The sequence below is a fragment of the Gottfriedia sp. ABJ_BB2_2 genome (genome assembly GCF_055484705.1).
Map to the genome: position 1 here is coordinate 143,476 of NZ_JBVFKR010000005.1, position 23,235 is coordinate 166,710.

General features: G+C 35.5%; 17 protein-coding genes. 15 read left to right on the forward strand and 2 right to left on the reverse strand.

Annotation, left to right across the window (positions count from 1 at the left end):
* Positions 1-21: 21 nt before the first annotated feature.
* Positions 22-1,218 (reverse strand): cardiolipin synthase, encoded by a 1,197-nt coding sequence (cls, locus tag ACX6U0_RS13230; RefSeq protein WP_464960386.1) that lies wholly within the window; start codon positions 1,216-1,218, stop codon positions 22-24.
* A 208-nt stretch (positions 1,219-1,426) separates the two neighbouring features.
* Between cls and ACX6U0_RS13235 the strand changes: the two genes are divergently transcribed.
* The 6 genes from ACX6U0_RS13235 (at position 1,427) to ACX6U0_RS13260 (ending at position 12,432) form a co-directional block, all read left to right on the forward strand.
* The gene (locus tag ACX6U0_RS13235; protein ID WP_464960387.1) at positions 1,427-3,544 is read left to right on the forward strand and encodes a (Fe-S)-binding protein; all 2,118 of its coding nucleotides are present in this window, start codon (positions 1,427-1,429) and stop codon (positions 3,542-3,544) included.
* Positions 3,545-3,691: 147 nt separating this feature from the next.
* Complete coding sequence (locus tag ACX6U0_RS13240; RefSeq protein WP_464960388.1) at positions 3,692-4,870, forward strand: acetyl-CoA C-acetyltransferase; 1,179 nt, start codon at positions 3,692-3,694, stop codon at positions 4,868-4,870.
* A gap of 376 nt (positions 4,871-5,246) precedes the next feature.
* Entirely contained in the window at positions 5,247-6,377 is a 1,131-nt protein-coding gene (locus ACX6U0_RS13245; protein WP_464960389.1) for an acyl-CoA dehydrogenase, read from the forward strand.
* A 120-nt stretch (positions 6,378-6,497) separates the two neighbouring features.
* Positions 6,498-9,737 (forward strand): fused isobutyryl-CoA mutase/GTPase IcmF, encoded by a 3,240-nt coding sequence (icmF, locus tag ACX6U0_RS13250; RefSeq protein WP_464960390.1) that lies wholly within the window; start codon positions 6,498-6,500, stop codon positions 9,735-9,737.
* Between the two features lie 215 nt (positions 9,738-9,952).
* A complete protein-coding gene (rpoE, locus tag ACX6U0_RS13255; RefSeq protein ID WP_464960391.1) occupies positions 9,953-10,504 on the forward strand; it encodes a DNA-directed RNA polymerase subunit delta in 552 nt (183 codons plus the stop codon).
* Positions 10,505-10,830: 326 nt separating this feature from the next.
* Complete coding sequence (locus tag ACX6U0_RS13260) at positions 10,831-12,432, forward strand: CTP synthase (protein ID WP_464960392.1); 1,602 nt, start codon at positions 10,831-10,833, stop codon at positions 12,430-12,432.
* A gap of 274 nt (positions 12,433-12,706) precedes the next feature.
* Here the strand turns inward: ACX6U0_RS13260 and ACX6U0_RS13265 are convergent, their stop codons facing one another.
* Positions 12,707-13,228, reverse strand: coding sequence for a DUF2529 family protein (locus ACX6U0_RS13265; RefSeq protein WP_464960393.1), 522 nt, complete (start codon positions 13,226-13,228; stop codon positions 12,707-12,709).
* 202 nt (positions 13,229-13,430) lie between these two features.
* Here ACX6U0_RS13265 and ACX6U0_RS13270 point away from each other — a divergent pair, with 202 nt between their 5' ends.
* The 9 genes from ACX6U0_RS13270 (at position 13,431) to prmC (ending at position 23,229) form a co-directional block, all read left to right on the forward strand.
* Positions 13,431-13,808, forward strand: coding sequence for a response regulator (locus tag ACX6U0_RS13270; protein ID WP_464960394.1), 378 nt, complete (start codon positions 13,431-13,433; stop codon positions 13,806-13,808).
* A gap of 296 nt (positions 13,809-14,104) precedes the next feature.
* On the forward strand, positions 14,105-14,959 hold the full coding sequence (locus ACX6U0_RS13275) for a class II fructose-bisphosphate aldolase (protein ID WP_464960395.1): 855 nt from the start codon (positions 14,105-14,107) through the stop codon (positions 14,957-14,959).
* A 443-nt stretch (positions 14,960-15,402) separates the two neighbouring features.
* Positions 15,403-16,701 (forward strand): UDP-N-acetylglucosamine 1-carboxyvinyltransferase, encoded by a 1,299-nt coding sequence (locus ACX6U0_RS13280; RefSeq protein ID WP_464960396.1) that lies wholly within the window; start codon positions 15,403-15,405, stop codon positions 16,699-16,701.
* A 181-nt stretch (positions 16,702-16,882) separates the two neighbouring features.
* Positions 16,883-17,848, forward strand: coding sequence for a class II fructose-bisphosphatase (gene glpX / locus ACX6U0_RS13285; protein WP_464960397.1), 966 nt, complete (start codon positions 16,883-16,885; stop codon positions 17,846-17,848).
* Positions 17,849-18,666: 818 nt separating this feature from the next.
* Positions 18,667-19,941 (forward strand): transcription termination factor Rho, encoded by a 1,275-nt coding sequence (gene rho, locus ACX6U0_RS13290; RefSeq protein ID WP_088001436.1) that lies wholly within the window; start codon positions 18,667-18,669, stop codon positions 19,939-19,941.
* A gap of 157 nt (positions 19,942-20,098) precedes the next feature.
* Entirely contained in the window at positions 20,099-20,347 is a 249-nt protein-coding gene (locus tag ACX6U0_RS13295; protein WP_088001434.1) for a type B 50S ribosomal protein L31, read from the forward strand.
* A 205-nt stretch (positions 20,348-20,552) separates the two neighbouring features.
* The gene (locus ACX6U0_RS13300; protein ID WP_464960398.1) at positions 20,553-21,170 is read left to right on the forward strand and encodes a thymidine kinase; all 618 of its coding nucleotides are present in this window, start codon (positions 20,553-20,555) and stop codon (positions 21,168-21,170) included.
* Between the two features lie 134 nt (positions 21,171-21,304).
* The gene (gene prfA, locus ACX6U0_RS13305; RefSeq protein ID WP_142283112.1) at positions 21,305-22,372 is read left to right on the forward strand and encodes a peptide chain release factor 1; all 1,068 of its coding nucleotides are present in this window, start codon (positions 21,305-21,307) and stop codon (positions 22,370-22,372) included.
* Entirely contained in the window at positions 22,372-23,229 is an 858-nt protein-coding gene (prmC, locus tag ACX6U0_RS13310; protein WP_464960399.1) for a peptide chain release factor N(5)-glutamine methyltransferase, read from the forward strand. Before prfA ends, prmC begins: the two co-directional genes overlap by 1 nt.
* Positions 23,230-23,235 lie beyond the last annotated feature (6 nt).

The following is a 23,235-nucleotide window of genomic DNA, read 5'->3' on the forward strand; positions in this document are numbered from 1 at the left end:
TTTTCACCTCAAAATTGCTTTTTACATTAATGGAGAAAGAAGTCTAGAAAGCACTTTACGACATTTCCATAAAAATGTAGTGTTTTTATAATGATCGATTGGATACGTTTTTGTGTTTTCAAGATCTTTTGTAAACATTTCTTTGATTTTCAATATAAAAGGCTTACTTGAAAAAATACAGCTCCACTCATCGTTTATGCATAAGCTCCTACGATCGAAATTCACTGAGCCCACGTCACAAATGCAATCATCAATCAATAAGACTTTGGCATGAAAAAAACCTTTTTGATAATGAAAAACTTTACCCCCGCCTTGTAAAATGAGCAAAAGATGAGGGAATGAAGCCTCTTTTACAAGTCTATGGTCTTCTTTTTCAGGAACCATGACACAAATATCGACACCACGATTTAGTGCTGAGAGTAATGAATTCATTAGTTTCTTAGTCGGAATAAAATACGGAGTTCCAATATAGATATGCTTTTTTGCCTTGTCGATTAAATCTTTGTACAGTAATTCTATACGAGTAAAATCGGAAGAGTAAAAATGGTGTTCTGTATCCCCTTTTAAGACTTCGCTAGGTTCCTCAAATGGGAAGTAATTTCCGCCACTTCTTACCCAATCGATTAAAAACTGAGCGTAGAGGTCTCTCACACCTTCCCCTTCCATGCGGATATGGTAATCTCTCCAATAACCTAATTCTTCATCAAATCCTATGTATTCTTTACCGATATTAAAGCCACCAAAGTATCCTATTTTAGAATCGATTACTGTTATTTTGCGATGATTCCGGTGTTGTAATCGATAAAATGTATAAGGAAAGCCAGTACGTCGATTAAAAAGAAATTCTACACCATTCTCCTTTAGCTTCTTAATTCTTTTTCGTTTTAGACCGAAGCTACCTATCCAATCAACCAACAGCTTAACTTGGCAGCCTTCTTGCGCTTTTTGTTCAAGTAAAGTTAGAAATTGTTCACTCGTATCATCATTTCGAACAATGTAAAAAAGCATCGTTATACTAGTTGTTGCCCCTTCTATATCATCGAGAAGGTGCTTGTAAAGGACGTTGCCGTCAGTAATTAGTTTTGTATTACTTTCTCTTAAAATAAATGGACATGGTTTTTCATGTTTATGATAGGCTTTATAGCCGAAATAAAGGTCAAGACCAGCAAGGAGTATAAGCAATAGCAGTGCAATGATAATACAAATAAAAAGAAACATATGATTAAACTCCTTTATCTTGTACGTGTTGATAGTATGACCATTTAAAAAGCGGAATATGAAAAAGGGCTCATTTATCATGAAAAACTATTGACTGAATACTCATTCATTATATAATAATAGTATATACTGTCAGAAAATTAATAAGGTTATAAATTTTTAAAAAGTAAGCGTTTTATTTATAGCCAATTTGGGGGAGGAATACATCATGGATCACGCTCTATATTTTTTAAATGCGTTAGGGTTTGTAGCCATTACTGGTTATGCACTATATTTATTCGTTTACCTTATTACAACTAGATTAGCTTACATTAGACTTGGTAAAAAAGAAGAGTTCGAACAAAATTTTAAAGAACGTTTCGGGAAAATTTGGGTGAATGTATTTGGACAAAAGAAGCTCCTTAAAGATAAAAAAAGTGGAGTAATTCACGTTTTGTTCTTTTACGGATTTATTTTAGTTCAAGCTGGGGCACTTGATTTTATTTTAAGAGGATTAATTCCAGGAGTTCATTTGCCACTTGGTCCTTTATATGGTGCATTTACATTTTTTCAAGAAATAGTTGCCTTGTTAATTTTAGTAGCAGTTATATGGGCATTCCATAGAAGATATATTGAAAAATTAGTTCGTCTTAAAAGAGGTTGGAAAAATGGCTTAGTATTAATCTTTATCGGTTTATTAATGGTATCTACATTGTTTGGCAATGGGATGGGGTTAATATGGGATGGAGAAGGAGCTACTGCTCATGAACCAATCGCATCTGTATTCGCGATAATCTTTGGAGGTATTAGTGAACCATTAGCGATCTCATTCTTTTATGTTGCATGGTGGATTCATTTAATCACTCTATTAACGTTCTTAGTGTACGTACCGCAGTCAAAACATGCACATTTAATTGCGGGTCCTGCGAATGTATTTTTTAACCGTTTATCTAAACCTGGAAAGCTTGAGAAAATTGATTTCGAAGATGAGACGCAGGAGACATTTGGTGTTGGTAAAATTAGTGACTTCCGTCAATCTCAGTTAATTGATTTATATGCATGTGTAGAATGTGGACGTTGTACAAATGTTTGTCCTGCAACAGGAACAGGAAAAATGTTATCACCAATGGATTTAATCTTAAAATTACGAAATCATCTAACTGAAACAGGTGCTGTTGTAACTTCTCGTGCTCCGTGGGTTCCAACTGTAGCTTTCTCTAATACAAAAGGTAATCAGTTAGCTTTTGCAGCGGCTGGTAAAGGACAACAAGAATCAGCTGCGGCTTTAGTAGACTATAATCCGAGTTTAATTGGAGATGTAATCACAGAAGAAGAAATTTGGGCTTGTACTACTTGCCGTAACTGTGAGGATCAATGTCCGGTAATGAATGAACATGTTGATAAAATTATTGATTTACGCCGTTACCTGGTACTTACTGAAGGGAAAATGCAGCCAGATGCTCAGCGTGCTATGACGAATATTGAACGACAAGGTAATCCTTGGGGATTAAATCGTAAAGACCGTGAGAACTGGAGAGAGCTAGACGAAAGCATCCATATTCCTACAGTAAAAGAAGCTCAAAAAGCGGGAGAAGAAATCGAATATTTATTCTGGGTTGGCTCAATGGGTTCATATGATAACCGCAGTCAAAAAATTGCTTTAGCTTTTGCGAAATTAATGAACGAAGCGGGCATTAAGTTTGCGATATTAGGAAATAAAGAGAAAAACTCTGGTGATACGCCAAGACGATTAGGTCAAGAGTTCCTATTCCAAGAGCTTGCAAACAATAATATTGCTGAAATAGAAAAATCAGGTGTCAGTAAATTAGTAACGATTGACCCTCATGCTTATAACACTTTTAAAAATGAATATCCTGATTTCGGTTTATCGGTAGAGGTATATCACCACACTGAATTATTGTCGCAATGGGTCAAAGAGGGTAAATTAAAACCAGTACATCAGGTTAAACAAGTCATCACGTACCATGATTCATGCTATTTAGGTCGATATAATGAAGTATATGAAGCGCCTAGAGATATCCTACGAGCTATACCGGGAGTGACTTTAGTTGAAATGGAACGTAAACGCGAAACAGGTATGTGCTGTGGCGCAGGTGGCGGATTAATGTGGATGGAAGAGCATGTTGGAAATCGTATTAATGTAACAAGAACAGAGCAAGCACTAGCGGTAAGTCCGAATGTGATTGGAACGGGTTGCCCGTATTGCTTAACGATGTTATCTGATGGAACAAAAGCGAAAGAAGTGGAAGAGAAGGTTCAAACACTTGATGTTGCTGAACTGTTAGAGCTATCTATATTCGGTTCAAAGCAAACGCAAGCATCTTAAGAAAGTTCTAAACAGCTTATAAAAATCATAAAATATCAATGGCAAGGTGTACATCTCGTACACCTTTTTCATTGTTAAAAGATGATACATTTAAAGGATTATGACAAATGAAGGTTGAAATAGATAAAAATTAAGGGGGTAGATGTTATGAGTAAAACAGTTATTGTCAGTGCAGTTCGTACACCAATCGGTCGTTTTGGAGGGATGCTAAAGAGTTTTAGTGCATCTGACTTAGGAGCAATTGCTATTCAAGCAGCATTAAACGAAGTAAATCATCATTTTTCGTCGATAGATGATGTAGTAATTGGGAGCGTTTTACAAGGTGGACAAGGCCAATTACCTTCAAGACAGGCTTTGCGTAAAGCGGGTTTACCATGGGAAACAAGAACGGAAACCATTAATAAGGTATGTGCGTCTGGCATGCGAAGTGTTATGCTGTCAGATTTACTTATTCGTTCCGGAGAAAGTAAACGCGTAATAGCGGGTGGAATGGAGTCTATGAGTAATACGCCTTTTTATCAATCTACATTAAGATGGGGAAATAAATTAGGTAACACTGAATTAAAAGATGGTGTTTTGTATGATGGACTCACATGTTCTTTTACAGGTGTTCATATGGGTACTTATGGTAATCATGTTGCAAAAATTGAAGAGATATCCCGCCAACAGCAAGATGAATGGGCATTAAGAAGTCATTTATCTGCTGTAAATGCGATAAAGAATGGACAATTCAAAGATGAAATCGTTTCTATTGAAATAAAAGATAGAAAAGGAGCCATCACAAAAATAGAGGTTGATGAGTGTCCTAGGGAAGATACATCAATTGAAAAATTAACAAAGCTCTCCCCTGCATTTGATCGTGATGGAACAATTACTGCAGGAAATGCGCCTGGTATAAATGATGGGGCATCTGCTCTATTAATGATGAGCGAGGAAGAAGCTAAATTAAATAACTACAAGCCTTTAGCTAAAATTCTAGCAACAGAATCTATTGCAGTAGAAGCGCAGGATTTTCCAAGAACACCGGGTTATGTGATTCAAAAACTACTTCAAAAAACAAATAAAAAAGTTTCTGATATCAGCTTATTTGAAATCAATGAAGCTTTCGCAGCTGTTGTCCTAGCAAGTGCAAAAATTGCTGACTTACCACTAGATAAAATGAATGTAAATGGTGGTGCCATTGCGCTTGGTCACCCTATTGGATCAAGTGGAGCTAGAATTATTGTCACGCTTATACACGCATTAAAGGCACAAGGCGGCGGACTTGGTATCGCAGCAATTTGTAGTGGTGGTGGGCAAGGCGACGCAGTGTTAATAGAGGTATAAAGGGCACTTAAGACATACGGTTAGGAAAGAGCAGGATAATGGAATCGGTTTAAGATTTATAATCCAATCCAAAGGCTTGTCTCTTTTTGAAACTTTATTTTTTAATTTTCAAAATTCTACAAAAAATAACAAGGGATTTCGAAGTTTTTGTAGAATTATTTGAGTAAGTAGACTGCAAATTCAAGCAAATTTCAAATAATTATGGTAACGCTTACAAAATTCGACGGTATTCTTGTAACATTGGGTTTTTTAAAGTACTGAAATAAGGAAAAAGGTAAGAGATTGATATATAGAAGAAGGGTTTGTGTCTTTTTCTTATTCTAAAAATCTTTTCCCCTTAACCTTGCCCTATTAATGACAATGGAGGAAGAAAAGTATGCAATTTCGTCTAAGTGAAGAACATGAAATGATTCGAAAAATGGTAAGGGATTTTGCGAAAAATGAGGTTGCACCTTCTGCAGCTGAACGTGATGAGCATGAAAAGTTTGACCGAAATATTTTTAATCAAATGGCAGAGCTTGGATTAACGGGAATACCATTTCCTGAAGAGTATGGTGGAATCGGTAGTGATTATTTAGCATATGTTATTGCAGTTGAGGAACTGTCTAGAGTATGTGCTTCAACAGGTGTAACACTTTCTGCACATACATCATTAGCAAGCTGGCCTATTTATAAATTTGGAACTGAAGAACAAAAACAAAAATATTTAAAACCTCTGGCTCAAGGTACAAAAATTGGTGCCTACGGTTTAACAGAACCTGGATCAGGTTCAGATGCTGGTGGAATGAGAACAACTGCTCGAAAACAAGGAAACGAATATATATTAAATGGTTCGAAAATTTTTATTACAAATGGTGGAGAAGCAGAGATTTATGTAGTGTTTGCAATTACTGACCCTACGAATAAACATGGAGTATCCGCATTTATCGTGGAAAGTGATTCACCAGGTTTTTCAGTTGGGAAGAAGGAAAGTAAATTAGGTATTCGTTCATCTCCGACAACAGAAATTATGTTTGAGGACTGCCGTATTCCAGCAGAAAATCTATTAGGTGAAGAAGGGCAAGGTTTTAAGGTTGCCATGCAAACACTTGATGGAGGAAGAAATGGGATTGCAGCTCAGGCTGTTGGTATTGCACAAGGTGCATTAGATGCATCTGTTGACTACGCAAAAGAGAGAGTACAATTTGGTAAGCCAATTATTGCTCAACAAGGCATTGGGTTTAAACTTGCGGATATGGCTACTAGTGTAGAAGCTGCTCGTCTATTAACCTATCAAGCTGCTTGGTTAGAGTCACAAGGTCTTCCATATGGTAAAGAATCTGCGATGTCGAAGTTATTTGCTGGGGATACAGCAATGAAAGTGACAACTGAAGCAGTTCAAGTATTTGGTGGATATGGTTACACGAAAGATTACCCTGTGGAACGTTTCATGCGTGATGCGAAAATTACACAGATCTATGAAGGTACTCAAGAAATTCAGAAGCTAGTAATCTCTAGAATGCTATAAAACGCGGGTAAGAATCTTAATTCTTTTATGTACTACAAAAGGCTTGGTATGAAGGATAAAAAGCCTTCTACCAAGTTTTCTTTCTGAATAAGGTAATGATAATAACGGAGGCTGATTAGTATGGTAGAAAAGTATCAAGCTAAATATAAGATTCGTTTTGTAACTGCATCAAGCTTATTTGACGGCCACGATGTTTCCATCAATATTATAAGAAGATTATTGCAGGAAAATGGTGTCGAGGTTATTCATCTTGGACATAATCGGTCGGTTGAAGAAATTATTAATGCAGCCATTCAAGAAGATGTACAAGGTATCTCTATTTCGTCTTACCAAGGTGGACATATGGAATACTTTAAATATATGTATGACTTACTACAAGAAAGAGGTGCTTCACACATCAAGTTATTTGGTGGGGGTGGAGGCGTTATTCTTCCTCGTGAGCAAGAAGAGTTAGAAGCATACGGTATTACAAAAATTTATTCTCCTGAAGATGGTAGAACAATGGGACTTCAAGGCATGATTAATCACATGCTACAAAGTACAGACTTCCTTCCTCCTTTAAAGGATATCGAAAATGTGCAGCAGATTACAGCTTCAAATCATAAGGAAATTGCTAGATTCATAACTTTAGCTGAAAATAAAGGTTCACTAGATTCAAGTTTAGAAATGGCTGCTACATTAGAAAAATCAGAAGTTGGCAATAGTGTCGTAATTGGTATGACAGGAACTGGTGGAGCAGGGAAAAGTTCATTAACAGATGAATTAGTTCGCCGTTTTATTCAAGAGTTCCCAGATAAGACAATTGGTATCGTATCGATTGATCCGACAAAGCGTAAAACTGGTGGAGCATTACTAGGAGATCGTATTCGAATGAATGCAATCCATCATCCTAATGTTTATATGAGAAGCTTAGCAACAAGAAATAGCCAATCAGAAATCTCAAACGCACTTGGGGATTCGTTGGCTATATTAAAAGCTGCAAACTTCGATGTAATTTTTGTTGAAACTAGTGGGATTGGTCAAGGTGATGCTGCAATTACTCAATTTAGTGACATTCATTTATATGTGATGACAAGTGAGTTTGGTGCGCCTTCACAATTAGAAAAAATCGATATGATTGATTTTGCAGATTTAATTGCAATCAATAAATTTGAACGTCAAGGTTCTGAGGATGCGTTACGTTTAGTTCAAAAACAATATCAACGTAGTCGTCATTTATTCCATGATGATTTAGATACAATGCCTGTGTACGGAACGATCGCAAGTCAATTTAATGATGCAGGAACAAATAACTTATTCCTAGCATTAACAGGTGAGATTGAGAAGAAAGCAAATAAGCAATGGAAAACAACATATATTCAGCCAGGAAATGTTGAAAAACAACATGTCATTATCCCAAGTAAACGTCGTTTTTATTTAAGGGAAATAGCTGAAACAGTAAGAACTTACCACCAAAATACTGAGGCAGAAGCAATTAAAGCATCTAAGTTATATCAAATTGAAGGAACCTTGAATGAATTAGAGTCATTAAATGTTGAAGATGGTAAAGGGACTTTAGTAGAGTTAAAACAGAAATTTGAAGACTCTTTAGCACCGTCATCCAAACAAGCATTAAGCCATTTTAAACAAATCAAAGAAGCATATGCAAAAGATCAACTAGTACAAAAAGTTAGAGATAAAGAGATAAAAGTTGAATTAACAACAAAGACTTTATCTGGAACGAAAATACCAAAAATATCTGTACCTACTTATCGAGATTATGGTGATTTATTAAAATGGGTAGCAAAAGAAAACGTTCCTGGATATTTTCCATTTACTGCAGGTGTATTTCCGTTTAAACGTCAAGATGAAGATCCAAAAAGACAATTTGCGGGAGAAGGACCACCAAGTCGAACAAATAAACGTTTCCACTATTTATGTGAAAACGATCCTGCTAAGCGTTTAAGTACAGCGTTTGACTCGGTAACGTTATACGGAGAGGATCCTGCAACAAGACCAGATATTTTTGGAAAGATTGGAGAAAGTGGCGTTAGCGTATGTACATTAGATAATATGATTGAATTATATAAAGGCTTTGATTTATGTAATCCTCTGACATCTGTATCGATGACGATTAACGGTCCTGCTCCAATTATATTGGCTATGTTTTTAAATACTGCTATTCATCAACAAGTTGAAATAAAAGAAAAGGAATTAGGACGAATTTTAACTGTTGAGGAATTTACAGAAGTGAAAGTAACAACATTACAAAAAGTTCGTGGAACAGTTCAAGCTGATATTTTAAAAGAGGATCAAGGTCAAAATACTTGTATTTTCTCTACAGAGTTTGCGCTGAAAATGATGGGCGATATTCAGCAATATTTTATCGACCATAAAGTTCGTAATTACTATTCAGTGTCTATTTCCGGGTATCATATAGCTGAAGCTGGAGCAAATCCGATTTCTCAGTTGGCATTTACATTATCAAATGGATTTACTTATGTTGAATACTATTTAAGTCGTGGAATGAAAATTGATGACTTTGCGCATAACCTATCATTCTTCTTTAGTAATGGATTAGATGCAGAGTATTCAGTAATAGGCAGAGTTGCACGCCGAATTTGGGCAGTTGCAATGAAAGAGAAATATGGTGCTTCTGAGAGAAGCCAGAAGCTTAAATATCATGTTCAAACTTCAGGACGCTCACTACATGCTCAAGAAATGGCATTTAATGATATTCGAACAACTTTACAAGCTTTAATGGCTTTGTATGATAACTGTAACTCACTTCATACAAATGCTTATGACGAGGCTGTAACGACTCCTACAGAAGAGTCTGTTCGACGTGCAATGGCTATCCAGTTGATTATTCAAAAAGAAAATGGATTATCAAAAAATGAAAATCCAATCCAAGGTTCATTTATTATTGAGCAGCTTACAGACTTGGTTGAAGAAGCGGTTCTAAAAGAATTTGAAAGAATTAGTGATCGTGGTGGCGTACTAGGTGCGATGGAGCTTCAATATCAACGTGGAAAGATTCAAGAAGAATCACTTTACTATGAAACGTTAAAGCATAATGGTGAACTTCCAATCATTGGTGTTAACTCATATATCAATCCGAATGAACAAATGGAGTCAATTAATTCAATGGAGATTGCTAGGGCTAGTTATGATGAAAAGCAATCACAGATTGATCATGTAGCTGATTTCCAGACGAAACACGGTTCGGAAGCAAATGTTGCATTAGAGCGACTAAAGCAGGTAGCTCGACAAAATGGAAATTTATTTGAAGAGTTAATGAATACTGTAAGAGTTGCTAGTTTAGGGCAAATTACGCAAGCGTTGTATGAAGTTGGCGGACAATATAGAAGAAATATGTAAAAAGCTTATTCGGTAAATGGGCGTCTTTTTGACGCTCATTTATCATTTTTTCATTAAAAAATAGCGTATTATCGAAAAATATAGTCTAGGTGCTAGCATATTTAATATACTTTTGTTTATAATGAAAGATATGTATTTTATAACTAACAAGTAAAATTTATACATAATGTGATTAATTTACGTTGAAAATATTATTTTAAAAGGAGTGCTTACCTTTGAGTTTAAAGCAATACTCGGAAGAGCAATTAAAAGAATTATCGTTAATTGAATTATCATATGAATTATTCTCTGAAACAAAAGAACCTTTTTCTTTTTATGATTTAGTAGACCGCATGGCGTCAGAATTAGGTGTAACAAGAGACGAGCTTTTAGAAAAGCTTCCTCAATTTTATACTGAATTAAACATTGATGGTCGTTTTGTATGTTTAGGTGAAACTCGTTGGGGCCTACGTGCTTGGTATCCGTATGATCAAGCTGAAGAGGAAGTATTACCAGTTGCTAAACCTAAGAAGAAACGCGCTAAAAAGTTTGAAGAAGATGATGATTTTGCTGAATATGATTCTGCAGATGAAGATGATTTTGAAGAAGATGAAGATTTAGTAGAATTAGATGAATTAGATGATGATCTTGTAGATGACGTTGTCGATGAGTTTGATGATGAAGAAATCGATGAAGAAGATGAAGATTTAGATTTAGATGACGAAGATTTAGATTTAGAAGATGAAGATGACGAATTAGAAGATCTTGATGAAGAAGAAGAACGATAAGTTCTTGACTTTTAGATAGTGAATAAGTACAATTCTTATTGGGCTCTTTAAAAAAGAACGAAATATATTTGACGCTCCCTATATTATATAGGGGGCGTCTTTATTTTTTTAACGAGAAACTTGATGTATCAACCTTTTATGAATGGTTTATTCGGCAGTTTTTAAATAGGTAATTCATGTTATGTTGCATGAAATAATCCTATTTTGGACGACAATAAAGCATACATAAAATTATGTTATTAATTAATTTTTTATAAATTTAGCTTTGTATTTCTACTAAAGAAAAATAAAATTACGAATGCTAAAAAAATGAAAGGGGCTCAATTATGACAAAGTATATTTTCGTAACAGGTGGCGTAGTTTCTTCTCTTGGAAAAGGAATTGTTGCAGCATCTTTAGGACGACTATTAAAAAACAGAGGATTAAATGTAACGATTCAAAAGTTTGATCCTTATATCAACTTAGATCCAGGAACAATGAGTCCTTATCAACATGGTGAAGTTTTCGTAACAGATGATGGAGCGGAAACGGATTTAGATTTAGGTCACTATGAACGTTTTGTTGATATTAATGTAACTAAATTTAATAATGTTACGTGCGGTAAAGTTTACTCTACAGTACTTCAAAAAGAACGCCGTGGAGATTATTTAGGAGGAACAGTACAAGTTATTCCTCATATTACAAATGAAATTAAAGATAAAGTTTTCCGTGCAGGTCGCGAAACAAATGCAGATGTTGTCATCACTGAGATTGGTGGAACAGTAGGAGACATCGAGTCATTACCTTTCATAGAGGCAATTCGTCAAATTAAAGGTGATGTAGGGCGAGACAATGTAATGTACGTTCACTGTACACTTCTTCCATATATTAAAGCAGCTGGTGAGTTAAAAACGAAGCCAACACAACATAGTGTAAAAGAGCTTCGTAGCATTGGTATTCAACCAAATGTAATTGTATTACGTTCTGAAACATCTGTACCTCAAGAAATGAAGGATAAAATCGCTCAATTCTGTGATGTTGATGCAAAAGATGTAATTGAATGTGTAGATGCAGAAACACTTTATGAAATCCCATTAGCTCTACAAGCTCAAGGATTAGATGCGATCGCTTGTGATCATTTAAAAATAAAAACAAATGAACCAGATATGACAGAATGGATTGCATTAGTAGATAAAGTTAAAAATTTAACTAAATCAACGAAAATTGCCCTTGTTGGTAAATATGTAGAATTACAAGATGCTTACATTTCTGTTGCAGAAGCTTTAAAACATGCTGGTTATTCTTTTGACAGTGAAATTGAAATCAAATGGATTAACGCTGAAGAAGTCACAACGAATAATGTTAGTGATTTATTAAGCGATGTTGATGGAATCCTTGTACCAGGTGGTTTTGGTGATCGTGGAGTAGAAGGTAAAATACTAACTGCTCAATTTGCTCGAGAAAACAATGTACCATTCTTAGGAATTTGTTTAGGAATGCAAATTGCATCCATTGAATATGCTCGTAATGTACTAGGCATGAAAGGTGCACATTCTGCTGAAATTGACCCAACAACAAACTTCCCAATCATTGACCTTTTACCTGAGCAAAAGGATGTTGAAGACTTAGGTGGAACATTACGTTTAGGTTTATACCCATGTAAGCTTATTGAAGGTACTAAGGCGTATGAGGCTTATGGTGATGAAGTAGTATACGAACGTCATCGTCATCGTTATGAGTTCAATAATGAGTACCGTCAACAAATGGAACAAGCAGGGTTTGTATTCTCAGGAACTAGTCCTGATGGTCGTTTAGTTGAAATTATTGAGCTACCAAATCATCCGTGGTTTGTGGCTTCTCAATTCCACCCGGAATTTATTTCACGTCCAAATAGACCCCAACCATTATTTAGAGACTTCGTTGGAGCTTCTTTAAATAATAAAAAATAATCTTGATAATGAAACACCCAACATTTATTGAATGTTGGGTGTTTTTTCATCTTAAAATCATGATGTTTACTAAAAGATCGTTGTTTTCGGAGTTAAAATGACAAAGATAAAAGTTGATTTTTAACGGAAGAGTGCGAGACTCCTGTAGGTATGCAGGCAGGGTGAGACCCCCCCGAGGAGGCTCAGCTTACACTCCACGGAAAGGGAGCATTCAGGTGTTGTAATCAACTAACACATTCTTAAATAGCAACAAAGTATACGATGACTGCCTACATTAATCAATATCGGCCAAAATTTCATTGATCGTTAAAAGTAAACAATGATAAATAAATAATCCTGTTAACAAAGTCGGTAGACCAATACGGTCACCTTCTTCAGTAGGTACTAATTTACGTGTTAATTCATAATTCATAAAAATATCAGCTAGATTTGATAATGAATCATTTTCGATTACTGTTGAAACAACTACAAAGCCAATTTCGTTTTTAGCTAATGTATTTGCAATTTGAATAGCTTCTTCATCATCAGCTTGCTTTGCGAATAAAAGAACACGATCAACTGAAGATAATGATTTCATCTGCCCGTCTTCAAATAAAGATTCAAATGATTGAGGTGTATCTTCTCCATATTTAATTTCAGAAACGATTCCTGAAAACTCTTTTGTACCGTGTACATAAACTTTTCCTTCACCAACAATTGCTTGTGCAAGAAAGCGAGAAGCATCCTCAAATACTTCCTCTTGTTTTAATATCTTTTGAAAAACACCAGTTAGTTGTGTTGTAAAAATCTTTAACATTTTGTGTACTCCCTCTTAAAAAAGTATGTGCTAACCATTATACTGTAAAGTAGGTATCTAATTAAATCATTCAGAAAGTAATAATTTATAAAATTTACTAAAAGATGCAGGAAAATAGGACTTCTAAAGAGAATGTAAAAATTTAGGGGAATTTGTATTTTTTACATGTAGTCAGATCTGGTTAAGAGAGGTGGTACTAATTTTGGGGAGCAAGTTATTAATTGTAGATGATCAGTACGGAATTCGTTTACTACTACATGAGATTTTCAAAAAAGAAGGTTATGAAGTTTTTCAGGCTGCTAACGGTTTTCAAGCAATCGATATTGTTATCAAAGATTGTCCCGACTTAGTTATTCTTGATATGAAAATACCAGGTATGGACGGAGTAGAAATATTAAAACGTATTAAAGAGATTAACAAAGAGATTAAAGTAATTTTAATGACAGCTTATGGTGAATTAGACATTATTGAAGAAGCTAAAAAACTTGGAGCACTTCGATATTTTCCGAAGCCATTTGATATTGATGAAATTAAAAAAGTGGTTAGAGAACATACGGCTCAACCTCAATCTCTTCAATAACATTAGCAGATGGCAAAAGACCATCTGTTTTTTATTTTCACTGCGCGTTATGAAAACGCTTTCGGAAATAGCCCAAAAAAACTATATATATTATAGAAAATTGTCTAAAATGTTAACATAATACGAACATTAATTGATTATTGTTGTATTTTCGTATCATTTTTTGTATTCTTAGTAAGTGATAAAGGTACCTATAAATTTACATAATAAAGAACACTTTGTTGCAATCTATTCTTGTTAGTACGATTATGGGTACAAAATATAACTTATATAAAAGATTAGAAGGAGGGCTTATCATGCCTTTAGTATCTATGACTGAAATGCTTAACAAAGCAAAAGAAGGTAAGTATGCAGTTGGTCAATATAATATCAATAACTTAGAATGGACTTATGCGATTCTTACTGCTGCGGAAAGAGAACAATCTCCAGTAATCCTTGGTGTTTCTGAGGGTGCAGCAAAGTATATGGGCGGATTTAATACTGTTGTAAAAATGGTAGAAGGTCTATTAATTGATTTAAAAGTAACTGTTCCAGTTGCAATCCATCTTGACCACGGTTCAAGCTTTGACGTTTGTAAAGCTGCAATCGACGCAGGATTCACTTCTGTAATGATTGATGCTTCTCATGACCCATTTGAGCAAAACGTAGAAACTACTAAAAAAGTAGTTGAATATGCACACTCAAAAGGTGTTTCTGTAGAGGCTGAATTAGGTACAGTTGGTGGGCAAGAAGATCATGTTGTAGGTGACATCATCTATGCTGATCCTGCTGAGTGTAAAGAATTAGTTGAACGTACTGGTATTGATTGTTTAGCTCCTGCTTTAGGATCTGTTCACGGACCATACAAAGGTGAACCTAAATTAGGTTTCGACGAAATGGAACAAGTTGGTAAAGAAACAAATGTACCTTTAGTTTTACATGGTGGTACAGGAATTCCAACTGAACAAATTCAAAAAGCAATTGCTCGTGGTACTGCGAAAATCAACGTAAATACTGAAAACCAAATTGCTTTTAACAAAGCTGTTCGTGAATTCGTTGCTAAAGATCTAAACCAATACGATCCTCGTAAAGTAATCGGACCTGGACGTGAAGCGATTATTGCTACAGTTACTGGTAAAATTCGTGAGTTTGGTACTAGCAACAAAGCATAATATAAGAGTTTTCGAATGATTTGTGTTATATTGTAAATAATGAAACCGTCTAAATATTTTTTAGGCGGTTTTCTTTTTAGTCATTTTTAAGAGAATACTTCATAGCATAGTTGAAGGTTTTTGTAATGAATATAGAGAATATCTTAAATCAGGTCAAAGATGCTGATATATACATAAGTTAAGTCTAAATTTTTTCATTAAATGTTAAGTATTCTATATTTATAAAATACATGATTTACAAGTTTGGGATGAAACAACTAATTGAGTATTCGCGTATGAAAGTACAAACAAAAGACTTCATTAGGAAGCACGTCTCGTATAAACTAAGATTAGAGAAATAGAAAATTGGAGAAAATAGGTAGACAATAATTAGGGAATTAAAAGAGATATTTTTTCTTACATCTCTCCCTGTTTTCTTCTGCTCATTTAGAAGGGAGTATACTATGGAAAAGCTTGTGTTAGAAGGCGGTATACCTTTAAAAGGAACAATTCGAGTTAGTGGTGCGAAAAATAGTGCTGTAGCATTAATTCCTGCAACAATTTTAGCTAGTTCACCTGTAACACTTGAAGGAGTTCCTTCTATTTCTGATGTTCAAACTTTATGCGACCTGTTAGAGGAAATTGGCGGTCAAGTAGAGATGTCAGATGAAAAGATTATGATTGATCCATCAAATATGGTCGCTATGCCACTTCCAAGTGGAAAGGTGAAAAAACTACGTGCTTCATATTATTTAATGGGGGCAATGTTAGGTAGATTTAAGCAAGCAGTTATTGGATTACCAGGAGGATGTTATCTAGGTCCAAGACCAATAGATCAACATATAAAAGGTTTTGAAGCACTTGGAGCAAAAGTAACAAACGAACAAGGTGCAATTTATTTACGAGCAGAAGAATTAAAGGGAGCCCGAATTTACTTAGATGTAGTAAGTGTAGGCGCAACAATTAATATCATGTTAGCAGCGGTGCTAGCAACTGGTAGAACTGTTATAGAAAATGCTGCAAAAGAGCCCGAAATTGTGGATGTAGCAACGCTATTAACAAGCATGGGCGCTAAAATCAAAGGTGCAGGAACGGATGTAATTCGAATAGATGGCGTAGAGTCGTTGTCTGGATGTACACATACAATCATCCCAGACCGAATTGAAGCAGGAACATATGCTATTTTAGCAGCTGCAACAGTTAAAGAAGGCGATAGCGTAGTAGTTGATAATGTCATTCCACATCATTTAGAATCTCTTATTGCGAAAATGAGAGAAATGAATATTCAAATTGATACAAATGATGATCAGATTATTGTAACTGGGACAAATAAAGATTTGAAAGCAGTTGATATTAAAACGTTGGTATATCCTGGTTTTCCTACGGATTTACAGCAACCTTTTTCTGTCTTGTTAACAAAAGCTAATGGAACTGCGGTGATAACAGATACAATTTACGGTGCTCGATTTAAACATATCGATGAATTGAGACGAATGAGTGCCACAATCAAAGTTGAAGGAAGCACTGCAATTATATCTGGACCCAATGCACTACAAGGCGGACGAGTAAAAGCAAGTGACTTAAGGGCTGGAGCTGCTTTGGTGATCGCTGGTTTGATTGCCGATGGTAAGACGGAGCTTACTGGTTTAGAGCATGTAGATCGAGGATATGAAGATTTAGTAGAAAAACTATTAGGTCTAGGTGCGAATGTGTGGCGTGTTCAGTTAACGCAGCAAGAAGTAGAACAACTAAAAAATGCGTAATGAACGGTTTTCTTTGCGTTTCATGTTAATTTAATCAGACGAATACATAGTTTTCGTTGTATAATGATGTCGGAAAGCTCTTACAGTTTCAAAACTAGAAAAGCATGCTCTTTTCATAGATCGTTATATCACATAGAGTTTGCTAGTGCGACTTCGCATTTCATCAAAGGGGGAGTTTGAAGTGGAAAGAAGTTTATCAATGGAGTTAGTTCGTGTTACAGAAGCAGCGGCACTTGCTTCAGCAAAATGGATGGGTCTTGGTAAAAAGGATGAAGCAGATGATGCTGCAACAACAGCAATGCGTGACGTATTTGATACCATTCCAATGAAAGGTACTGTTGTTATTGGAGAAGGAGAAATGGACGAGGCTCCAATGCTTTACATTGGTGAAAAGCTTGGAAATGGATACGGACCAAGAGTAGACGTAGCAGTAGATCCTTTAGAAGGTACAAATATCGTAGCTTCAGGTGGATGGAATGCATTAGCAGTTATCGCAATTGCAGATCATGGTAATTTATTGCATGCTCCAGATATGTATATGGAAAAAATTGCAGTGGGTCCTGAAGCAGTTGGGAAAATTGACATAAATGCATCAGTACTTGAAAATTTAACTGCTGTGGCAAACGCAAAAGGTAAAAACATTAATGAAGTTGTAGCAACAGTTTTAAATAGACCACGCCACGAAAAATTAATTGAAGAAATTCGCGCAGCTGGTGCTCGAATCAAACTAATTAATGATGGAGACGTAGCGGGAGCAATTAACACAGCTTTTGCTCACACTGGTGTAGATATATTATTTGGTAGCGGTGGTGCGCCTGAAGGGGTAATCTCAGCCGTTGCATTAAAATGTTTAGGTGGAGAACTTCAAGGAAAGTTATTACCACAAAATGAAGAAGAGATTGCTCGCTGTAAACGTATGGGTATTGAAGATCCAAATCGTGTATTATACATGGATGACCTAGTTAAAGGTGATGACGCAATCTTTGCAGCAACAGGTGTTACAGACGGAGAACTATTAAAAGGCGTTCAATACAAAGGGAATGTTGGAACAACTCATTCATTAGTAATGCGTGCTAAATCAGGCACAGTTCGCTTCGTAGACGGTCGTCACAGCCTAAATAAAAAACCTAACTTAGTTATTAAGTAAGGAGCTTTTAAACAAATATTAGAACGTAGAGGTTAATTGAAGCAGAAGGATGCTCGACTCCTATGGGAGATGCGGGAAAGTTGAGACCCCACAGACGCATCGTGTCAGGGAGATTCAACTCACGCCCACGGAAATTGAGCATTCTGAAGTGGAAGCAATGACATCTATCTTAGATAAGCATTGTGTTTAATCTTTGAAGAAGTTGATTGGAGCGGAAGGATGCTCGACTCCTATGGGAGATGCGGGAAAGTTGAGACCCCACAGGCGCATCGCGTCGAGGAGACTCAACTCACGCCCACGGAAATTAAGCATTCTGAAGTAGAATCAATGACATCTATATTAGAAAATAAGCATTAATTATTGATTATGTTTTTTAAAGAAGTTGATTGGAGCGGAAGGATGCTCGACTCCTATGGGAGATGCGGGAAAGTTGAGACCCCACAGACGCATCGCGTCGAGGAGGCTCAACTGCCGCCCCATGGAAAGCGAGCAACCTGAAGCGGAAATAAACATACTTCTTTATCAGATATAAGAGCATTTAAGAATATATTGGTATAACAACTCTTTCCTTTATTTTCCAAAGGGAAGAGTTGTTAATTTATTAGATAGAAAAATAGTTGGCATAAAAAACCCTTTCGAATTATAATCTCAATAGATAGTAAACCTATTAATTCTAATTACTTAGAATATTTTTAGGGGAAAAGGTTACACTAAAGAATAAGTTACTTTATGTAAGTTTCCTTCAAAAAACCTTCTAAATAACCTTCCGAATTAAGATAATCCTTATATGATTGAATAAAAGTAAAGAGTGGTGTTGTATGAGTTTAACAATCTCTGCATTAGAAAACATGAAGTTAAAAGATTTGTATGAACATGCGAAAGTAATGAAGATTTCGTATTACAGCAAATTGACAAAAAAAGAATTAATATTTGCCATCTTAAAAGCGCAAGCAGAAAAAGATGGATTATTATTCATGGAAGGTGTACTAGAAATCATTCCTTCTGAAGGATATGGATTTTTACGTCCAATCAATTATTCACCAAGTTCAGAGGACATTTATATTTCTGCATCTCAAATTAGAAGATTTGATATGCGTAATGGTGATAAAGTTTCTGGAAAAGTACGTCCACCAAAAGAGAACGAAAGATATTTTGGATTACTACAAGTGGAAGCGGTTAATGGTGATGATCCTGAAAACGCAAAAGAACGCGTTCACTTCCCTGGCCTAACTGCATTATATCCAAATAGACAAATGAAGCTTGAAACAACCCCAGCGAAGTTTTCAACTCGTATTATTGATATGATTGCTCCAGTAGGATTCGGTCAACGTGGTTTAATTGTTGCTCCTCCAAAAGCAGGTAAAACTGAACTATTAAAAGAAATTGCAAACAGTATTACAACTAATCATCCGGAAGCAGAATTAATTGTATTACTAATTGATGAACGTCCAGAGGAAGTAACCGATATTGAACGTTCTGTTAAAGGTGATGTTGTTAGTTCAACATTTGATGAAACACCTGATAGCCATATTAAAGTAGCTGAGTTAGTATTAGAACGTGCTATGAGATTAGTAGAACATAAGAAAGATGTCATCATATTGATGGATAGTATTACTCGTCTAGCTCGAGCATACAACTTAGTCATTCCACCAAGCGGTCGTACATTATCTGGAGGAATTGACCCAGCTGCATTCCACCGTCCAAAACGCTTTTTCGGTGCAGCCCGTAATATTGAGGAAGGTGGTAGCTTAACGATTCTAGCTACAGCATTAATTGACACAGGCTCACGTATGGATGATGTTATTTATGAGGAATTTAAAGGAACAGGGAACATGGAGCTACATTTAGATCGTTCACTAGCTGAACGTAGAATATTCCCAGCTATTGATATACGCAGATCTGGTACACGTAAAGAGGATCTGTTAATCCCTAAAGATCATTTAGACAAGTTATGGCTAATGAGGAAGACTATGTCAGATATACCTGATTTTGTTGAAAGATATTTTAGAATGCTTCGTCAAACAAAAACAAATGAAGAATTCTTTAATACGATGACAGAAGAAAGTAAAAAAACACCAGTCACTAATAAATAGTTGGTAGATATAGGCATCCTGTTTGAAAAATAGTGGGTTGCATTCTCCCGGGTTAGTTGCTATAATTTCATTTGTATGTTAAATGTAAATTATGTGGTATACACATGATTTGATAACTCTGATTTCTAGGATTTCAGGGCGGAAGGAGATGAAAAACATGAAAGCAAATATTCATCCTGATTACAAGAAAGTCGTGTTTATGGATATTAACACTGGCTTCAAGTTCTTAAGCGGATCTACAAAATATTCTAGCGAAACAATCGAATGGGAAGATGGTAACACTTACCCTCTTATCAAAGTTGAGGTTTCTTCTGACTCTCACCCATTCTACACTGGTCGTCAGAAATTTGCTAACGCTGCAGGACGTGTTGAACGTTTCAACAAAAAATACGGTCTTAAGTCTTAAGGTAATAAAGATGAAAAGCAGGCGAGTTATTGCTACTTTGCCTGCTTTTTTTACGCATTTATAGTCCTTTAACATAATAATTTAATTCATAAAAAGAATTTTTATATAAATTGAAATAAATACTTACATGAAAGATCTTAGAGCATTTTAAATTTTAAAATAATGTAATTAGACATAGAACTGATTTAGAAAGGTGAGACTCTTAATGTTTATGATGAGAAAAAATGGTTGGATAGAGATGATTTGCGGGAGTATGTTTTCTGGTAAATCAGAGGAGTTGATCCGCCGTGTTCGTCGTACACAGTTTGCTAAACAAAGTTGTGTAACATTTAAACCATCGATTGATAATCGATATAGTGAAGTTGAAGTTGTGTCTCACACAGGTATGAAGGTGCCTGCTTATGCACTAACACACTCATCACAAATTCTTAAGTATGTAACAGATGATGTTGAGGTTGTAGCAATAGATGAAATTCAATTTTTTGATGATGAGATATTTAATGTTGTTCAGCAATTAGCCAATATGGGTAAAAGAGTTATTTGCGCAGGTCTTGATCAGGATTTTAGAGGGTTACCATTCGGAAAGGTACCTGAAATTATGTCCATTGCTGAGCATGTAACAAAATTAAATGCAGTATGTGCTGTTTGTAGCTCACCGGCTAGTAGAACACAAAGATTAATTAATGGTAAGCCGGCTTTATTTGAGGATCCTATTATTTTAGTAGGAGCATCTGAATCTTATGAGCCAAGATGTCGCCACTGTCACGAAGTACCTACAAATTCTCATCGAACAGAACCAGCATTCCAAAACCAAAATGATTAAGTTTGGCCTTTCTAGCACTATCTTTTTTGCTACCTAATATATAGATAATGAATCAGAAAGTATTCATTCTTAAGTAAAAAATCAACAATACTATAAAGTAACTATATTAAGACGAAAATGTCGAGGTGAAAGTTATGTTTGATCGATTGCAAGCAGTAGAAGATCGTTATGATAAATTAAATGAATTATTAAGTGATCCAGAAATAATAAACGATTCAAAGAAGTTACGTGAATACTCTAAAGAACAGTCAGATATTCAAGAAACAGTTGATGCCTACCGTCAATATAAATCTGTAAAAGAACAGATTAAAGACGCAAAAGCAATGCTTGAAGATAAACTTGATGCTGATATGCGCGAAATGGTAAAAGAAGAATTAAATGAACTTGAAGCAGAATCAAAAGAGCTTGAAGAACAGTTAAAGATTTTACTAATTCCAAAGGATCCTAACGATGATAAGAACGTTATCGTAGAGATTCGTGGTGCAGCTGGTGGAGATGAGGCAGCGTTATTTGCTGCAACACTATACCGTATGTACAGCCGATTTGCAGAGGTAAATGGTTGGAAAACAGAAATTATTGAAGGTAACTACACAGAATTAGGTGGCTTTAAAGAGGTTATCTTTATGATCAATGGTAAGGGTGCATTTTCGAAGTTAAAATTTGAAAATGGAGCTCACCGAGTTCAACGTGTACCTGAAACGGAATCAGGTGGCCGTATTCATACTTCTACAGCAACTGTTGCTGTTTTACCAGAAGCTGAAGAAGTTGAAATTGAAATCCATGATAAAGATATTCGTGTAGATACATTTGCTTCAAGTGGACCTGGAGGACAGTCAGTAAATACGACAATGTCAGCAGTTCGTTTAACACATATTCCTACAAATACGGTTGTATCATGTCAGGATGAAAAATCACAAATTAAAAACAAAGAAAAAGCGATGAAAGTTCTTCGTGCAAGAGTTTATGATAAATTCCAACGAGAAATTCAAGCAGAATATGATCAAAACCGTAAACAAGCTGTTGGTACGGGTGATCGTTCTGAACGTATTCGTACTTATAACTACCCACAAAACCGTGTTACTGACCATCGAATTGGATTAACAATTCAAAAGCTTGATCAAATCGTCGAAGGTAAAATTGACGAAATCATCAATGCGCTAATAATGGATGATCAAGCAAAAAGAATGGAACAAAGTCAATAATGACAACAAAGATATACGAAGCCCTAAAATGGGCTTCTCTTTTTTTACAAAGACACGGACGAGATGAAAATGTGGGCGAAATAGCATTAATGCATATTTTAGATTACAACCGAACGCAATTACTGACGAATATGAGAGAAGATTTAAAAGAAGAGCAGTGGTTACAATTTCAAGAAATGATTCAAAAACATATTGAAGGTGAACCAATTCAATATTTAATTGGATACGAATATTTTTATGGAAGAAAATTTATTGTAAACAATGAAGTGTTAATTCCTAGACCTGAAACAGAAGAATTAGTTGAAGGTGTTCTAAATCGTATTCATAAACTCTGGGAACAAACTGATCATTTAGAGCTTGTTGATGTAGGGACAGGTAGTGGAGCAATCGCAATTACACTCGCACTTGAAAATCCACAACTAACAGTTCATACTGTTGATATTGCTGAAGAGTCAATTGAGGTAGCCAAGCAAAATGCACTTCATTTAGGGGCGAAAGTCAACTTTCTGCATAATGATTTGTTAAATTATTTTATAGATGAAAATAAAAAAGTAGATATTGTCGTGTCTAATCCACCATATATACCTCATGAAGATTGGTTACAATTAGATGAAGTTGTAAAGGAGCATGAGCCATATCGTGCACTAGTTGGTGGTGAAGATGGACTTGATTTTTATCGTCGATTTGCAACTGATTTACCTAAAGTTCTAAATCGTAAAGCATTAGTAGCTTTTGAAGTGGGAATTGGTCAAGGAGAACCGGTTGCAACTATATTAAAAAATGCCTTTAATGACGCACAGGTTGAAGTTGTCTTTGATATTAACGGCAAAGATCGTATGGTATATATGATGAAATGAATTACT

Bases quoted from the DNA above. Each gene is read 5' to 3' on its own strand.
- ACX6U0_RS13240 (WP_464960388.1), top strand. From the start codon at position 3,692: ATGAGTAAAACAGTTATTGTCAGTGCAGTTCGTACACCAATCGGTCGT.
- prmC (WP_464960399.1), top strand. From the start codon at position 22,372: ATGACAACAAAGATATACGAAGCCCTAAAATGGGCTTCTCTTTTTTTA.
- ACX6U0_RS13235 (WP_464960387.1), top strand. From the start codon at position 1,427: ATGGATCACGCTCTATATTTTTTAAATGCGTTAGGGTTTGTAGCCATT.
- ACX6U0_RS13265 (WP_464960393.1), bottom strand. From the start codon at position 13,228: ATGTTAAAGATTTTTACAACACAACTAACTGGTGTTTTTCAAAAGATA.
- ACX6U0_RS13260 (WP_464960392.1), top strand. From the start codon at position 10,831: ATGACAAAGTATATTTTCGTAACAGGTGGCGTAGTTTCTTCTCTTGGA.
- ACX6U0_RS13275 (WP_464960395.1), top strand. From the start codon at position 14,105: ATGCCTTTAGTATCTATGACTGAAATGCTTAACAAAGCAAAAGAAGGT.
- ACX6U0_RS13245 (WP_464960389.1), top strand. From the start codon at position 5,247: ATGCAATTTCGTCTAAGTGAAGAACATGAAATGATTCGAAAAATGGTA.
- ACX6U0_RS13295 (WP_088001434.1), top strand. From the start codon at position 20,099: ATGAAAGCAAATATTCATCCTGATTACAAGAAAGTCGTGTTTATGGAT.
- prfA (WP_142283112.1), top strand. From the start codon at position 21,305: ATGTTTGATCGATTGCAAGCAGTAGAAGATCGTTATGATAAATTAAAT.
- cls (WP_464960386.1), bottom strand. From the start codon at position 1,218: ATGTTTCTTTTTATTTGTATTATCATTGCACTGCTATTGCTTATACTC.
- icmF (WP_464960390.1), top strand. From the start codon at position 6,498: ATGGTAGAAAAGTATCAAGCTAAATATAAGATTCGTTTTGTAACTGCA.
- rho (WP_088001436.1), top strand. From the start codon at position 18,667: ATGAGTTTAACAATCTCTGCATTAGAAAACATGAAGTTAAAAGATTTG.
- ACX6U0_RS13280 (WP_464960396.1), top strand. From the start codon at position 15,403: ATGGAAAAGCTTGTGTTAGAAGGCGGTATACCTTTAAAAGGAACAATT.
- ACX6U0_RS13300 (WP_464960398.1), top strand. From the start codon at position 20,553: ATGTTTATGATGAGAAAAAATGGTTGGATAGAGATGATTTGCGGGAGT.